Source organism: Ruegeria sp. BB9, assembly GCF_056539345.1.
Genome location: NZ_JBQFUU010000002.1, coordinates 82732 through 99022 on the forward strand (window position 1 = coordinate 82732; position 16291 = coordinate 99022).

General features: G+C 60.6%; 15 protein-coding genes and 1 pseudogene. 12 read left to right on the forward strand and 4 right to left on the reverse strand.

Annotation, left to right across the window (positions count from 1 at the left end):
- The first annotated feature begins 18 nt into the window (after positions 1–18).
- The 10 genes from ACR0FC_RS07820 to ACR0FC_RS07865 all read left to right on the forward strand — a co-directional run bounded on the left by ACR0FC_RS07820 (position 19) and on the right by ACR0FC_RS07865 (position 8816).
- Positions 19–1164: a TRAP transporter substrate-binding protein gene (locus ACR0FC_RS07820; RefSeq protein WP_170339629.1), complete on the forward strand. Its 1146-nt coding sequence runs from the start codon at positions 19–21 to the stop codon at positions 1162–1164.
- A gap of 96 nt (positions 1165–1260) precedes the next feature.
- A complete protein-coding gene (locus ACR0FC_RS07825) occupies positions 1261–1773 on the forward strand; it encodes a TRAP transporter small permease (protein ID WP_093964490.1) in 513 nt (170 codons plus the stop codon).
- 11 nt (positions 1774–1784) lie between these two features.
- The gene (locus ACR0FC_RS07830) at positions 1785–3113 is read left to right on the forward strand and encodes a TRAP transporter large permease (RefSeq protein WP_170339631.1); all 1329 of its coding nucleotides are present in this window, start codon (positions 1785–1787) and stop codon (positions 3111–3113) included.
- A 12-nt stretch (positions 3114–3125) separates the two neighbouring features.
- Positions 3126–4433 carry a histidinol dehydrogenase gene (gene hisD, locus ACR0FC_RS07835; protein ID WP_170339633.1) on the forward strand — a complete coding sequence of 436 codons (1308 nt, stop codon included), beginning with the start codon at positions 3126–3128 and terminating at the stop codon, positions 4431–4433.
- The gene (locus ACR0FC_RS07840) at positions 4426–5187 is read left to right on the forward strand and encodes an SDR family NAD(P)-dependent oxidoreductase (RefSeq protein WP_170339635.1); all 762 of its coding nucleotides are present in this window, start codon (positions 4426–4428) and stop codon (positions 5185–5187) included. The genes hisD and ACR0FC_RS07840 overlap by 8 nt, the downstream gene beginning before the upstream one ends.
- A complete protein-coding gene (locus tag ACR0FC_RS07845; protein ID WP_170339637.1) occupies positions 5184–6164 on the forward strand; it encodes a zinc-dependent alcohol dehydrogenase in 981 nt (326 codons plus the stop codon). Before ACR0FC_RS07840 ends, ACR0FC_RS07845 begins: the two co-directional genes overlap by 4 nt.
- A gap of 22 nt (positions 6165–6186) precedes the next feature.
- The gene (locus ACR0FC_RS07850; RefSeq protein WP_093964495.1) at positions 6187–6597 is read left to right on the forward strand and encodes a universal stress protein; all 411 of its coding nucleotides are present in this window, start codon (positions 6187–6189) and stop codon (positions 6595–6597) included.
- 49 nt (positions 6598–6646) lie between these two features.
- Positions 6647–7153 (forward strand): sulfopyruvate decarboxylase subunit alpha, encoded by a 507-nt coding sequence (gene comD / locus ACR0FC_RS07855; protein ID WP_170339639.1) that lies wholly within the window; start codon positions 6647–6649, stop codon positions 7151–7153.
- Entirely contained in the window at positions 7150–7704 is a 555-nt protein-coding gene (gene comE / locus ACR0FC_RS07860) for a sulfopyruvate decarboxylase subunit beta (protein ID WP_170339641.1), read from the forward strand. Before comD ends, comE begins: the two co-directional genes overlap by 4 nt.
- Positions 7704–8816 (forward strand): alpha-hydroxy acid oxidase, encoded by a 1113-nt coding sequence (locus ACR0FC_RS07865; RefSeq protein ID WP_170339643.1) that lies wholly within the window; start codon positions 7704–7706, stop codon positions 8814–8816. Before comE ends, ACR0FC_RS07865 begins: the two co-directional genes overlap by 1 nt.
- Here ACR0FC_RS07865 and ACR0FC_RS07870 read toward each other — a convergent pair.
- From ACR0FC_RS07870 to ACR0FC_RS07885, 4 genes are all read right to left on the reverse strand, one after another.
- Positions 8813–10042, reverse strand: a complete 1230-nt coding sequence (locus ACR0FC_RS07870; RefSeq protein WP_170339644.1) for a dipeptidase — start codon at positions 10040–10042, stop codon at positions 8813–8815. The genes ACR0FC_RS07865 and ACR0FC_RS07870 overlap by 4 nt on opposite strands.
- 64 nt (positions 10043–10106) lie before the next feature.
- On the reverse strand, positions 10107–11288 hold the full coding sequence (locus ACR0FC_RS07875) for a carbohydrate porin (RefSeq protein WP_170339645.1): 1182 nt from the start codon (positions 11286–11288) through the stop codon (positions 10107–10109).
- Complete coding sequence (locus tag ACR0FC_RS07880) at positions 11285–12088, reverse strand: DUF3299 domain-containing protein (RefSeq protein ID WP_170339648.1); 804 nt, start codon at positions 12086–12088, stop codon at positions 11285–11287. Before ACR0FC_RS07880 ends, ACR0FC_RS07875 begins: the two co-directional genes overlap by 4 nt.
- Before the next feature lie 7 nt (positions 12089–12095).
- A complete protein-coding gene (locus ACR0FC_RS07885) occupies positions 12096–13475 on the reverse strand; it encodes an amidohydrolase family protein (RefSeq protein ID WP_170339651.1) in 1380 nt (459 codons plus the stop codon).
- 490 nt (positions 13476–13965) lie between these two features.
- On the opposite strand from ACR0FC_RS07885, the gene ACR0FC_RS07890 reads away from it, so the two are divergent.
- Positions 13966–15504: an integrase family protein gene (locus ACR0FC_RS07890; RefSeq protein ID WP_170339653.1), complete on the forward strand. Its 1539-nt coding sequence runs from the start codon at positions 13966–13968 to the stop codon at positions 15502–15504.
- A 358-nt stretch (positions 15505–15862) separates the two neighbouring features.
- A pseudogene (locus tag ACR0FC_RS07895) lies at positions 15863–16183 on the forward strand (transposase domain-containing protein); the annotation flags it as partial.
- Positions 16184–16291: the final 108 nt, after the last annotated feature.

Genomic DNA, 16291 nt, shown 5'->3' on the forward strand with positions numbered 1-16291 from the left:
CCAATGGGAGGGCAATCAATGAACAAAGATCAAATGGAACTGGCGTCAGCTGAACGCCGCAATTTCCTGAAACTCAGCGCCAGTGGCGCGTTCACGGCCGCACTGGTGGCGGGCGCAAGCGGCGTGTTGTGGTCATCCGAGGCCGCGGCGCAGACCGCGAAGGAGGAAAAGGAACGCGAACAAGCTGCCGAGCATGTGATGACGGTCGCTACGGCCTATGTGCTGGGCGCCTCGCGCAGCTATCCGATCATGCAGCTGGACCTGAAGGAAAACATCCAGAACGCAACCAACGGCAAGGTCTATGTCAAGCTGGCCCCGGGCGGGCAGCTGGGCGCGGGCGGCGCATTGGTGCAGAAGGTGCAGGGTGGAACCATCCAGGCCGCGCAGCATTCGCTGTCGAACTTCGCACCCTTTGCCTCGACCGTGGACCTGATCAACATGCCGTATCTGTGCGGCTCGAACCAGCGGTTCACCAACCTGGTGCATTCCGACACCTGGAAGAACGAAGTGCATCCCAAGGTCGAGGCCGCAGGCTTCAAGGCGCTGTTCTATGTCGTGATCGACCCGCGCGTCGTGGCCGTGCGCCAGGGCGGAAATGCCATTATCACCCCCTCGGACATGAGCGGGATCAAATTCCGCGTGCCCGGGTCCAAGATGCTGCAGCAATACTACCGCATGGTCGGCGCCAACCCGACCCCGGTTGCTTGGGGTGAGACCCCCTCGGCCATCAAGCAGGGCGTGGCGGATGCGCTCGACCCGTCGGTCGGCGCGCTGTATGTGTTTGGCTTCAAGGACATTCTGTCTCACGTCACCTTCACTCAGGCGGTGCCGGACAGCCAAGTCTATTCCTGCAACCTGGAATGGTTCAACTCGATGCCGGCCGACGTGCAAGAGGGCATCATGTGGGGCGCGGAGATGACCGGACACCAGAACCTCGCCAAGGTTCCCTCGGCTCGCGCCTATGCAATGGCCGAACTGAACAAGGCCGGGGTTCAGTTCCACTCGCTGACCGACGACCAACTGGCCGAGTGGCAGGAGGCCGGCGGTTATCAGCGCTCGGAATGGGACCCATTCAAGACCGAGCTGGCCGGGTCGATGGACGCCTTCGAAAAGCTGGTCGAGGCGGCCGGCACCCAAGGCAAATACTACGTCCACGACGCCTGATACGGACCGGGCGGGCGCCGGACGCGTGCCCGCCTTTTCCAGACCTGCACGGCCTGATCCTTCAGGCCCATCCCCCCAGCCTTGCCGAGGGAACCGATGTCCTTACTCAAAACCATAGACCGCAACGCCGAACGCTGGCTGCTGCTGGTGTTCTACGTGATGCTGGTTATCACGATGGCAATCGAGGTGCTGCGGCGCGAGATCTTCGCCTATTCCTCGATCTGGGGCGAGGAGATCGTCCGCTATTCCTTCATCTATCTGGCCTGGATCGGCGCAGCGGCGGCGGTCAAGGAACGCGCCCATATCCGGATAGACGTGATCATGCATTACCTCGGCCCGCGGCCCAAGGCGGTGCTGTATATCTTTGGTGATCTGGTGATGTTCGCGGTGGCGGTCATCGCGCTCTACTGGTCCTACGAGGCGGTGCATGTCTCGGCCAAGTTCGGGTCGGTCACTGACGGGCTGCGGGTATCGAAGGTGTGGTTCCTGATGGCGGTGCCCACGGGCTTTGCCCTGATGATCTGGCGCCTGATCCAATCGTTGATGAATGACATCAAAAGTCTTCGTGACGGCACGCCCGTCTTCGAAGGCGACAAGCTGTTTGACTGAGGAGAAACCGGATGCTTTGGAGTTCTCTCAATCAAACGGTCGAACTGGGCTGGGATTTCTACCTGCCCGTGATCCTGTTCGTCGGCCTGATCGCGTTGGCGGTTCCGGTCTGGGCCGCGATCGGCTCGGCCGCGATCGTGATGCTGATCATGTCGGGTGACCTGCCGCTGAGCCTTGTGGGCGAAAGCCTGTTCACCGGCATCGACGCCTTTGCCCTGACCGCGGTGCCGCTGTTCATCCTGACCGGTGACGTGCTGGTGCGAACCGGGCTGTCGCGCAAGTTTCTGGACGTGGCCGAGGCGCTGACCTGTTTCGCCAAGGGTGGGTTCGGCTCGGCCACGGTTCTGGTTTGCGGCATGTTCGCGGCCATTTCCGGGTCTGACGCGGCAGGCGCGGCGGCGGTGGGTCGGATGACGATCAACCGACTGGTCGAAAGCGGCTATCCGCGCCCCTATGCCTGTGCGCTGGTGGCGGCGGGGGCCTGTACCGGCATCCTGATTCCGCCTTCGATCGCCTATATCATCATCGGGCTCGTGCTGGGCATCTCGGCCTCGACCCTGTTTCTTGCCGCTCTGATCCCGGGGCTTGCGATCCTGATCTCGATCCTGCTGACCAATATCATCATGAACCGTCTCTATGCCTATGAGGGCGGCGGCATGATGACCATGGGCGAATGGCTGGCCAATCTGGGCAAGGCGCTGAAGTCGGGCTGGTACGCCTTCATCGTGCCGGGCATCATCTTCTATGGCATCTTCTCCGGTCGCCTGACCCCGACCGAGGCCGGCGCGACCGCCGTTGTCGTCACCATCATCATGGGGTTCATCCTGCGCACGCTGACGCTGGCGGACTTCCCGTCGATGCTGGTCAGCTCGGCCAAGGTGAACGGGGTGATCCTGCCGATCATCGCCTTCTCGGCCCCGCTGGCCGAGGCGCTGGCGATCATGGGCGTGCCGCAGGGCTTCGTGGCCTCGGTGACCTCGCTGACCGAGGATCCGTTCCTGCTGATCCTGCTGATGATCGGCATTCTGATCGCGGCCGGTTGCGTCATGGAGACGACACCGAATATCGTCATCCTGGCCCCGATCCTGAAACCGCTGGCGGACAATATCGGCATGAACGAGATCCAGTTCTGCATCATGATGATCACCGCCTTGGGCGTTGGCTTCATCACGCCGCCACTGGGGCTGAACCTGTTCGTGGTTTCGGGGATCACGGGTGAATCCATCCTCAAGATCGCGGCCCGCGCCGTGCCCTTCGTGCTGACCATGCTGATCGTCGTCATCCTGATCGCCTACGTTCCGGCGCTGTCGACCACTTTGCTTCCTGAAATCTACCAATAGGATCTTCTGAATATGTCGCGTGAATACCTCAAGAAGGCCACCCTGACCGCACAATCCCACGCGTCCGAGGTGCATGACACGGTCAAGACCATTCTGGCCGACATCGAGGCCGGCGGCGACGCCAAGGCGATGGAATACGCGGCCAAGTTCGACAAGTTCGAGGGCAACGTACTGATGACCCCCGCGGAAATCGACGCCGCCTGCGCCCGGGTGCCGGAAAAGCTCAAGGCCGACATCCGCTTTGCCCAAGACAACGTGCGCCGCTTTGCCGAGGCGCAGAAGGCCACCGTGTCGGATGTGCAGCTGGAAATCGTGCCGGGCTTCATCGCGGGGCAGAAGGCCATCCCGGTCGATGCGGCGGGCTGCTATGTGCCCGGCGGGCGGTATAGCCACATCGCCAGCGCCATCATGACCGTGACCACCGCCAAAGTGGCGGGGTGCCGTCACATCACCGCCTGTTCGCCGCCCCGCCCGGGCGAGGGCGTGGCCCCGGCGATCGTCTACGCCGCCCATATCAGCGGCGCTGACAGCATCCTGGCCATGGGGGGCGTGCAAGGCGTGGCCGCCATGACCTATGGCTTGTTCGGGCTGCCGCGCGCCAACATCCTTGTGGGGCCGGGCAACCAGTTCGTGGCCGAGGCCAAGCGCATTCTTTACGGTAAGGTCGGCATCGACATGATCGCGGGTCCGACCGACAGCCTGATTTTGGCGGATTCCACGGCCGACCCCTTCGTCGTGGCCACCGACCTGGTCAGCCAGGCGGAGCATGGCTACAACTCGCCCGTCTGGCTGGTGACCGATGACCGCGATCTGGCGACCCGGGTGATGGAGCTGGTTCCGACCCTGATCGCCGATCTGCCCGAGCTGAACCGGGAGAACGCCGCCGCCGCCTGGCGCGACTATGCCGAGGTGATCCTGTGCGCGGACCGCGAAGAGATGGCCGCGTGTTCCGACGACTACGCCCCCGAGCATCTGACCGTGCAGGCCGCGGATCTGGATTGGTGGCTGGATCGGCTGACTTGCTATGGCTCTTTGTTCCTGGGCGAAGAAACGACCGTGTCCTATGGCGACAAGGCCACCGGTACGAACCACGTCCTGCCCACCTCGGGCGCGGCCAGCTATACCGGCGGGCTGAGCGTGCACAAATACATGAAAATCGTCACCTGGCAGCGGGCCACGCGCGAGGGTTCGAAACCCATCGCCGAGGCGACCGCGCGGATTTCGCGGCTGGAAGGGATGGAGGGCCACGCCCGCGCCGCCGACGTGCGTCTGGCCAAGTATTTCCCGGACGAAAACTTTGACCTGACCGCAGATGAATGACCCCCGCGACCTGTTCGATCTGACCGGCCGGGTGGCCTGCGTCACGGGCGCCAGTTCGGGGCTAGGCCGGCGCGTTGCGCAGGTGCTGGCGGCTGCAGGCGCGAAGGTGGTAGGCGTTGCCCGACGGGCCGAGGCACTGGCCGAGTTACAGGCCGAGATCGGTTCAAGCGCTGCGGTGGTCGCGGGTGACGTGGCCGACCGAAGTGGCTTGCCATCGCTGCTCGAACAAATCTCGGCCCCGTTCGGCGCACCGGATATCGTGGTTCATGCCGCTGGGGTGAATACGCGACAGGCCGCCGATGACGTCACGCCCGAAGGCTGGGACGCGACGCTGGGCCTGAACCTCGGTGCGCCGTTCTTCCTCAGCCAGGCCATGGTTCCCGCGATGAAGGCGCGTGGTTGGGGCCGGATCGTGAATTTCGCCTCGCTGCAGACGACGCGGGCCTTTCCCGGCGGGATCGCCTATGGGGCCAGCAAGGGCGGGATCGCACAGCTTACCCGCGCCATGGCCGAGGCCTGGTCGCCGCACGGGATTACCGCCAACGCCATCGGGCCGGGATTCTTTCCGACCGAGCTGACGCAGGCGGTGTTCGATGACCCCGCCCGCGCGGCCCGCAACGCGGCGCAGACCTGCATCGGTCGCAATGGCCGCATGGACGATATCGATGGGCCGATCCTTTTCCTGTGCTCGCAGGCATCCGACTATGTCACGGGGCAGATCCTGATGGTTGACGGGGGGTTCATGGCGAAATGAAAGCTCTGGTTTATGAAGGCGTCGAACACCTGGTCTACCGCGACGTACCGGACGCCGCGCCGCAACCGGGCGAGCACCTGATCCGGGTCGAGGCCGCTGGGATCTGCGGGTCCGACATGCATGCCTACTTGGGCCATGATGCGCGCCGCCCGGCGCCCTTGATCCTGGGGCACGAGGCGGCGGGCACGGTGATCGGCGGCCCCAAAGACGGAACGCGGGTCACGATCAATCCGCTTGTAAATTGCGGGCAGTGTCCGGCCTGCCAAGCGGGACGGGAAAACCTGTGCCCCGACCGTCAGATCATCTCGATGCCCCCGCGCGAAGGCGCCTTTGCTCAATATGTTTCGATGCCCTGGGACAATCTGGTCGAGGTGCCGGACCATGTACCCTTCGCCAAAGCCGCCTTGGCCGAGCCGCTGGCCGTCAGCTGGCACGCCGCACGCCTCGCGCTCGAGGCGCTGCACCCGGCGATGGAGCGTCGTGCGCTGGTGATCGGGGGTGGGGCGATTGGCCTTGCGGCGGCGCTGGCGCTGCGGGCGATGGATGTCGTGGATGTGACCGTGGTCGAACCCAACGACCTGCGGCGGACGTTCCTGCAAAGGCTGAATTGCGCCAAGGTCGTAGCTGAAGCGCAGGGCGACTTCCCGATCGTGGTCGATGCCGTGGGCTTTGCCGCCACCCGTGCGGTGGCCTCGGAACGGGCCCAACCCGGCGGGGTGATCGCGCATGTGGGCCTGGGCGAGGACGCCGGCGGGCTGGACGTACGGCGCATGACCCTGCAAGAGATCACCTTCATCGGAACCTACACTTATACCGCGCAGGATTTCCGTCAGACCGCCCAAGCCATCTTTGACGGCGCGCTGGGGCCTCTGGACTGGATCGAAGAACGCGATCTGGCCGATGGCGCCCGGGCCTTTGCCCAGCTACGCTCGGGCGAGGTCGCGGTTCCGAAAATCGTGCTGTCCCCGTGGGCCTGACCGCCCGGAACTGGAGGTAACCATGTATAAGAAAATTCTTGTCCCCATGGCGCTTGACCACGGCATTTCACCGCAAACGCTCGAGATCGCCCGTGCCTTGGGCGGCGGATCCGCCGAGATCGTGGCTCTGCATGTCTATGAGATGCCTCAGGGATCGGTCAGCGTCTATCTGGACAAGGATGCCGTGGCCGATGGCTTTGCCCGGGCCCGCGAAGTCCTGATGGAAAAGCTGAAAGGCCTGCCGGATGTAAAGCCCGAACTGGTCAAGGGCCACACCGCGCGCACGATCATCGACTATGCCAACGACCACGGGTTCGATTGCGTCGTCATTGGCTCGCACCGTCCCGGACTGACTGATTATTTCCTTGGCTCCACCGCGTCGCGCGTGGTGCGGCATGCAAAATGTGCCGTCCACGTCCACCGCAGGGCCTGACCCGTCCATCGCGCCCTCGGCGCCCCAACCCAGGAACAGAAGTTTCGACATGAACATAGACAAGAAGATCACCGAAGATCTGGTGGCCAACGACATCTCGTTCGTCACCACGGTGCCATGCAAGCAATTGGCCGGCGTCATCGCCGAGATCGACGCCCACGACTCCATCTACCACATCCCCTCGAACAAAGAGGACGAAGGCATGGGCCTGTGCGCCGGGGCCTGGATGGGCGGCAAGCGCCCCGCGATCATCATGCAGAACACCGCGATCGGGGTCACGATCAACACGCTGGCGACGCTGATTCAGTATTACCGAATGCCGCTGCCGATGCTGATCTCGTACCGGGGCGAACTGCGCGAGCCCATCGCCTGCCAGGTCGAGATGGCCGTTCACACCAAGGCCCTGCTGGCGCAGATGCACATTCCGACCTACCATTTCCATCATCAGGAAGACGTGGCCGAACTGGACGCGATCCTGAAATACACCTTCATGTGCAACAAGCCCGTCGCGATCCTGACCGACGCCAATTTCTGGGGAGGCTATGGCGACCAATGATCCGTTCTGAAATCCTGAAGGAAATCGCCCCGATCCTGCGCGACCAACTGGTGGTGTGCAACATCGGCATCCCCAGCCAGGAACTGCATGCCATCGACGATCAGCCCACCAATTTCTATATGCTGGGCACGATGGGGCTGGCCTCGAGCATCGGTTTGGGGCTGGCGCTGGCCCAGCCGAAACCGGTGATCGTGATCGACGGCGACGGCTCGATCCTGACCAACCTGGGGACGCTGCCGACCATCGCCAACAACGTGGCCGACAACTATATCCTGCTGATCATCGACAACGGCTCCTACGGCTCGACCGGCGATCAGCCGACCTATGCGGGGCAGAAGACCTCGCTGGCCAAGATGGCCGAGGCGGCGGGATGCGAGCGCGTGATCGAATGCCGGGCCGAAGAGACCGGCCGCGTGCTGCAAGAGGCGCTGGACGCCCGCCAGATGACCATCATCGTCAGCAAATGTGAAAGCGGAAACGCCAAGATGCCGCCGATCACGATGGACCCGGTCGTCATCCGCGACCGCTTCATGAAGGCCGTTCAGGCCTGATGGGCGCAAGCGCCATCCACAGCGCCGAAGACGCCCGCCGGCTGGCCCGGCGGCGTCTGCCATGGATGGTGTTTGACTATATCGACGGGGCCGCCGGGTCCGAGGCCGGGGCCCGGCGCTCCCGCGCGGCGCTGGACGCGATGACCCTGCGGCCCCGGATCCTGCGCGATGTCAGTAGCCGGTCACTGGCAACCCGCGTGTTCGGGCAACCGGCCGACAGGCCCTTCGGCATCGCGCCCATGGGCATGTGCAACCTGTCCGCACCGGGCGCCGACCTGATGCTGGCGCGGCTGGCGGCGCAATACGGGGTGCCGCTGGGCGTTTCCACGGTGGCCTCGACACCGATGGAGGCGCTGATCGAAGAGGCCCGGGGCCATGCCTGGTTTCAGCTGTATTTCAGCGGCGATGGCAGCGGCACGTTCAAGCTGGTCGATCGGGCAAAGGCCGCGGGCTACAAGACCCTGATCCTGACGGTTGACGTGCCCGAAGTTGGCCGCCGCCCGCGCGAACTGCGCCGCGGCTTCCGCATGCCGTTCCGGATCGGGCCGCGGCAGTTTCTGGATTTCGCGCTGCATCCGCGCTGGTCGATCTCGACCTTGCTGAAGGGCAAACCGCAGATGGCGAATTTCCTGATGGAGGGGTTCGAGTTCGACCGCACCGAAAGCCGTGCAAAGGCCGATTGGGACACGCTGGCAAGGTTGCGCGACCGGTGGCCGGGCAAGCTGGTGGTCAAGGGCGTGCTGGACGTCGAAGACGCGGTTGCGCTGAAGGCGGCCGGTGTCGACGCTATCCAGGTCTCTAGCCACGGCGCCCGCCAGTTGGAAAGCGCACCCGCACCGATCTCGGTCTTGCCGCAGATCCGCGCAGCGGTCGGCGACGACTATCCGCTGTTCTACGACAGCGGCCTGCGGTCCGGAGAAGATGCGCTCAAGGCTCTGATGGCCGGCGCCGATTTCCTGTTCTTCGGGCGGATCCTGCAGTTCGCCATCGCGGCGGGCGGCGAGGCCGGTTTGCACAGGTTGTGGGCGGTGCTGTCCGAGGAGATGGACATCGCCATGGCCCAGATCGGTGTCAGCACCTTGTCAGAGATTCAACGACCGGACGGAGACTAGCGCGAGTGGAACAGGTTCTGGAACTCCTGCCTCATCCGCAGGCGTTCTGGGTATTCCTGCAAAAACCGTTCGGGCGGCTTGCCCTCCCAGACCTGGGCGTAGACGCGCATTTTGTTGCCACCGTAGATTTTGGCGAGGTCCTCGTTTGAATAGCCCCGCGCCCATAGATCGTCGGTTATCGCGGCAAGGATCTTGGCCAATTCACCATTCCCGGTTGCGCCTTTGTTGAACGCATCAATCATGTAGCCGCCGTCGTCATACATGCTGGCATTCGCGGTCGCGAACTGAACGACAAGCTCGGTTGAAAACATGTCGTCCGTCGCGATCCCGACATGGTCGACGCCGACAAGTTGGACATAATAGTCGATCATATCGGCGGCTTGTTTGGGTGAGATATCTTCGGGCCATACCCCGTCCATCATCCATTCTGTGAATGTGGGCGATATGTATCCTCCGGACTTGGCTGCCCGCAGTGCCTCGTCGTCCGGGATGGCTCGGTAACAGCCCTTGGTCGTGGCGTTGGGCTCATTCGCGTAGAGCCCCGCCGGAACCGAGTGGGTGTAGACATAGGGCACGCCGGGATAGTTCTCATCCATGTAGTCCATCGCGTCGTTGGCCGTTTTCGACCCGGTGTGGCTAAGGTCCAGCAGGATGCCAAAGCGCACCATCTCATCGATCACGGATTTGCCCCATGGGGTCAGACCGATGTCCCGTCCGTTGTAAGCTGCCAACTGCCCTGATCCGGTTCGGAAAATGTCGTTGTAGGCCAGGATCATGCTTTTGATGCCCATGTCCTTGAGCAGGGCCATCTTCTTGAGGTCGCCATCCAGAACCGTTGCCGTTTGGCTGTTCCAGATCACAGCCGTCTTGCCCTGAGCATGCGCGGCCTCGATATCGCGTGTTTCATTCACGATCAGATAACTCTCGGGCTGCTGCGCCATGGCGGCGCGGAAGTGATAGTGCTGTTCAAGCAACGTGTCGAACGACATGTCAGCGGCGGCCAATGTCATTTCATGGCCGGTGATGCCGTTGTCCCGGGCGCGTTGGAAGTAGGTGTGCAGTTGTTCGTCTTCGGTCCAGCCGGTTCCGTAGGGGCTGGCCAGCATGCCCAATACGATCGTGTCCTGCACGAACTGCCTGGCTTCCTCCGATGCGTCCCAGGTCTTGCTTTCTTCGCTGGCGTGAAGGGGTGCGGCGATTGTCAGGACAGTTGCGGCTGCAGTCATCAGTGGCTTTATCGAGTGTCCTTCCATGGGTTGCATTACCTCAAGTGGGCAGACCCGGCCAGCGTCAGAACACGAGCCTTGTCCGAAGGCCGAACAGGGCCACATTGTCCTGGCCGGGGTTCAGCAGTGGGTTCGAGATGAACTGCACCGACGGCGTGATCTGCAAGCCGGGCGAAATCGAAAAACGGTAGAAAGCTTCGAGGGTGAACTGATCGCCGTCGATGCCACGGGCTTCGGCCCAGTTCAGCCCCAGCCCAGCCAGATCGGTGTTCCGGCCGTAGTACCCGATGCCGGCTGACAGGGACCGATCATACAGCGCCGCCGTTCCCTTTGCCGCGCCGGCGCGCAGGAACGGCATCCATTGGTTGCCCACGAACCACGCGGCGGAGAAGGCCGCGCCATAGTCTTCGGCCCGGCTGCCGTCATCGGCTGCATCCGCGTGCCAAAGTGTCAGATGGATGTTGTCGAAATAGATCCGATCAAAGCCCGACGTGTACCCCAGTTCGAGCGATTTGAAGAGGTTGCCGTCGCTGAAAACGTCGAAGTTCGGATCGGACGGATCGGCGTTTGCGTCAGCGACACTGGCCACAGCATAGAAATTGCTGCCCAGCCGCACGCCCCCGGCAAGACCCAGCCCGGGGTTGGGGGCGTTTATCGTCGGATTGGTGTTGAACGACAGGTTCTGGAAACCGCTATAGGGACTGACAAGGCCATAGATGTCGACGAAGTCGGTCACGTCGATCTGACCGAATTGCAGCGTCCACGACCCGTCCGCGGCCCGCTGCGACCAGAACAGGTTGGTCAGCAGCAAACCCGTGTCGTTGAAGGCGGTTCCTGTGATCGAAAGCGCGCCTCCGTCCAGGCCCAGAAACTGCGGAGCGACATCGGTATAGCTGTGCCGGTGTTCGACCTTGAAGGTCAACGAACCCTGTTCGGTTGCCTGCCAGCTGCCATAGAAACGGGCAATTCCGCTGGCGGCTTCGCCGGTGCCCAGGTCGGCATCCGTCGTTTGCCCAAGGGCGAGATAGTCAATGTTGAAACGGAACCCGTCTTCGGCCAGACGATCCTTCCAGGCAAACCATCCAGGCGCGATATTGCGCGGAAAATCCGACCGGAATTGCGGATCGGTCAAGCCGTCTCCGGGCTCAAGCTCGGCATTCACCGACGAGGGACCTGACAATCCCTGAGCGACCGCACCCGAAGCCCAGACAAGGGCCGCCAGCACCAGCGCAATCCGCCGGATCATTCCGAGGCCGCCTGACCACCGGTTTTGCGCCGCCCCGCGGCCCGAAGAATGTCTGTCGCGTCCTCGCTCCACTCCAGCCCGTCGGTGCGGTTCTGGAGCGTCTCGACCTTGTCTGCCTCCAATTGGAACGTGGCGCGCATCGGCATCAGCCCGTCGACCACGACCATCTGGTGATCGGTCGGCGAAATCGTCAGACGCCCCGTCAGGCGGACGGGTTCGTGGACATAGCTGGGAACCCAGTCGGCATCCAGCATCACACGGATCATCTGGTTCGGCGGCGGTGGCGGCATATGGCTGCACATGCCCCGCTCGGGCACCAGATAGACAACGGATCGCCCGTCCGCGTCCGCAGGAGCCGGAATGGCGAAACCGGACAGCGTGACCTCTTGCCCGTCATACAAGGGGTTGCCAAGCGTGGCTGCTTTTTCCCTGCGTTCGGTCACGACCTGGCGTTGACCCAGCAGCCAGTCCACGTCGACACCGCCCGCGGCTAGCGCATCCTCGGTCTCGTGCAGAAGCTCCTGCCACTTCTGGCGGTCCTCGTCCGTGCCGACATCCTGCTGCAGCCGGCCACGCAGCCGAACGACGAACAGGACGTCGTCGAACTGTTCGGGGCTGAGATCGCGATAGGGGTCTTCGAAGGTCTGAACGGTCGGGTCGGGCAGATCGTCCCAACCAACCGAGAGGCCAGCCCAGGACGGCGCGCCCGCACCCAAGCTGAGCGTCGCCGCAATCAGCAGAGTTCGGACGGAGTTCAGAAAAGCGGGCTTGTCATGGCGGTCCCGACCGCGAATCCTCATCATGGCCCTAGTTGAGCGTATTTTTGTAGATCACGCCATCCTTCATGATCAGGCGGATGGTCTCGGGGCTGTCAGGCCGCGGGTCCGCACCGAACCACTGATCGCCTGTACCCACGACCGAGAAATCTTCGAGCGGGTTGCCGTCGATCAGCAGAATGTCCGCATAAGCGCCTTCCTCGATCACTCCGAGCTTCCCGGCGGTGTAGGGATTGGTGAAATCGCCGGACAACTGGGCGATCTCGCCTCCGATCGAGGTCAGTGTGACCATTGATTGATAGGGGCCGAAGAATTCGTTGTTCAGGTGTTTTTCGTACGCGATCTGGATGTTGCAGGCTTCGACTGTGCCCACGCAATCGGTCTGGAACCCGCGCTTGACCGGGCATTCCTTCATGTTCGGGATGTAGTTCTCGAAGGTCGCCGAAGCCGAGATTGCCTTGGCAAGGCTCGATGGTTGGTTCTTGACCGCCGGAATATCCAGAAGGCCGGGATCGAACGCCGTGAGATTGGTCGTGATATATGCGCCCATTTCGTTCATCTTTTCTGCGATTTCGCAGTCGAAGGAAAATCCGTGTTCGATGGACATCACGCCCGCGTCGAGCGCACCCAGAATTGCTTCCTTCCGATAGGAATGCGCCATGACATAGCTGCCATATTCATTCGCGACCTGCACGGCGGCTTTGATCTCTTCTGGCGATCCGGCCAGCAACTGCCAGGGGTCGAAGGCCGAAACGACACCGCCCGATTGCATGAATTTGAGCTGCGTCGCACCCATCCGGAAGTTGTTGCGTCCGAATTTGTAAACGTCGTCAACGCCGCTGATTTCCTGTGCCATATTCAGGCGGCTGAAATTGGTGTCCGTCCCCGGAGGTGCGGTGAAGTTGCCAAAGTCGGCGTGGCCTCCACGAGTGCTTAGAAAAGCGCCCGACGGATAATAGCGTGGCCCGGGAATCTGACCCGAGTCGATAGCCCGGCGAAGTCCACCGTTGGCCCCGCCTGCATCCCTGACCGTCGTGAATCCCTGCATCAGATACATTTCGGCCATCCGCGTCGCATGGATTCCGAAATCCTCCCATGTCGAATTGGCTTCCATGGCGCTGAGACTGGGCCCCATCAACATGAGATGCGCATGGTTCTCGATGAACCCGGGTGTCAGTGTGCGCCCCTCGCCGTCGATCACCGTGGCGTCTGGGGCGTCGATCGCTTCGGTCGAAACCGTTTTGATCAGGTTCCCTTCGACCAGAACACTGGCGTTTTCGATGCGTTGTTCGCTTGTGCCGTCGAAGACATGCACGTTGGTGAACAGTGTTTGAGGTGGTTTTTCATCCTGGGCCGCCGCCGGCCAAGCGAAACTGAGGGCACAGACCACTCCAAGGTATAGACGTTTCATCACTGTTCCTCCCGCTTGTGCCTGTTTGGCTATCATTATCCTAGATTTGAATATGATAGGGCCGGCGATCCAAAGTCAAACCTGCGGGGTTGATCATTGGAGGGGAACAGGCCGTTTGGCCAAATCGCTTGATGCAGACAGATGGCATGAGGGCATAAGCGGCAGTCGATGATAACCGCGACTGGCCAAGCGGACGCGGCCCAAGGCCAAACTCGAGGATTTCAGGGAAGTGGTAGCGGAGGAGGGACTTGAACCCCCGACACGCGGATTATGATTCCGCTGCATGTTTATGGGCGACCAGCTTCAGGTTTACCGGCTAAGCCCTTAGAAACACGGGTTCGAAGCATCTATCATATTGCTCTTTAAAGAGCTTTTAACAACAGCTCCTCTCTTTTCTGCGATGTTCGCCACAGAAAGCAACGGCCTTCTAGGATCACGTCAACTTTTTTGAAGGTGGTACAGAAATGGTACAAAATTTGAGGTGAACAACATGCCGACAGAAGCATGCGAAATTGACAGAAGAATTGTGGCGAAAGCCGAAAGAATGGCTGAGAAAGGTACAACCCAGCTTCATGTGTTCAAAGACTATGGTGGACAAGGGTTGCATCTACGCGTTCGAGGAAAGCGTGCTGTCTGGTTGGTTAGATTCCAGCAAAAGACGAAGACAATCGGGCAACTTTACCCAGATCCTTCGGATATGCCTTTGAGAAGCACTCGGGACGCAAGACAACTAGCCGCTGACGTTCGATCTGTATTGAAAGCGCAGCCGGAGCAGGTCGACAAATATGTAAAGCTGAGACACCAGAATTTTGGCCATCTGGATGCCCTTGAGCGCTTGGTCGAACCCAAGAAAAGCTGGACGTTAGCCGAGTGTTTTGAGGTCGCTATTGCCGACAAATGGTCACTCCATGCTGAACGGCGTATCTCTGCAAAATCCAAGAAAGACATGGAATACGTCTTGTCGCGGGATGCATGGGGCAAGGTAATCAATATGCCGGTGACGGAACTCGAACAAGGTGACATCGAATCTGTTCGCAATAGAGTAAGAAAAGAAAATGGCCTTTCGACATCCAACAAGGTCATTGCATATACGAGATCGGTGCTTAATTGGTGTGCCAAAAATCACTCGGGTGCCAGCGGTCTTTCAGGACAAATCCCTTGGTGGCGAGCGCTTTCGTCGCCTGAGGTTGTGAAGCCAAAGGTTAGAAAGCCGCAGATTGAAGACATCGTGAAATCTCTGCTCATTGCGGAGGAGTATTTAGATAAACCCCTTCCGGGGCGGCGTATTGGAGCCAAAGGCGTCAATCCGTTGACGCTCGGCGGACTCTGGTGGGTGGTTCTGACTTGCCAAAGATCAAGCGCTGCCCTGTCGTTATCAAAAGATGACCTGAAAAAGGAACCTAAACCGGATGAATGCGGTCGCGACTGGCTTCTAGCATCCTGGGAAGATGACCAGGTCAAGGGTAAACAACGTTTTGTTTTGCCGATTCCATACAGAGCTTGGCAGCATGTGCACAGGCTTTTGTCGCAGAGTGCTCGGTATGAAAATACTGATCTCCTACTCCCCTCCGAACGTGACATTGAAAAAAGCGTAACAGGGTCTGGAGCATACAGGGTGCTCTACCGGTTGTCTGGGCGGGATAAAATTAATGTGCAGAAGCTTCGTAAGGCATCTCGAAATTCAGCCAAGAACGACCTCGAAAAAAAGAAACCGGATCTGCTGGCCAAGGCTGGGATTCCGTGGTGGTCATTGCACGATGTTCGGCGGACTCTTACAGATTTCTTAAGCTGCTCCGGCTATCCTGGTGGGGCATCAGCGGTACTGTCTCACAAGATCGACGATAAGATTATCGGTGGTTTCAATTTGCAAGATCAAGCTCTCTATGACCGACTCAAGCAAAGCCCGGCTAGGATTACTTCTAACTCTTATCACGCGCATTCGCCTTATATGAAGTTAAAGCGGGAAGCGATGCAGCTATGGGTGGATGAAGTATTGAACGAGTATGAACGGCAAAAAGGGATTTTGTGAAGTCGCGCAACTCGCGGGCATTCTACCAGACATCTAAGCGACTCAGGTGGGGCTGATCAGAACTGATCCTCCCCCAATGAATTGGTTCGCCGTTATGCTCAGGAAAACGGAGGATCAGAATGGCAACGGAGAAACCAAACCGGATCAGCAGGAGCAGAAAGTATCTTAAGTTACGCCAAGTCCTGTCCAAGCGTTGGAGAGTAGCTCAAAGGAGGCCGGCTGAATAGTAGCCTGGCATTCGAGTTGGTAGCTCCAAACGTGCTCAATGCATATCTTGACCGCATTCTCCGTTTCGAATCTGAGAATCGCATCAGGAATCTCTGCAACGGCTACAAAAACCGGTTTGACGCGAACTTCTCGTATCTCGGGCAAGTTGCCATTGGCACAGGCAAACCCCTATGCCCTTGGTCGGATGCCGAAAGCGCGAGCCTATCTCGACAACGCTTCATCCGAGCGGGCGATGCAGCCTTTGGCCATTGGCAGGAAGAACTGGATGTTTGCCGGTTCCAAAGGCGGCGGAAAAGCCATGGCCATCGCCTTCACGCTGATCGAGACCTCCAAGCTGAACAACGTAGATCCGCTGGCTTGGCTGACTTAGGTGCTCGGGCGCATCGCCGATCACAAGATCAATCGTCTCGACGAGCTGATGCCCTGGAGTTACGCTGCGCAAGCAGCATAACTGGGGACGCTTCGTCCGCGCCAGAGCGCCCTCGTCTGACGGTTACTCCGAAGGTAGCCAGAAAGTAGACACAGGCACGCCCAATCCGAGCGCACCACCTTGGAGGAT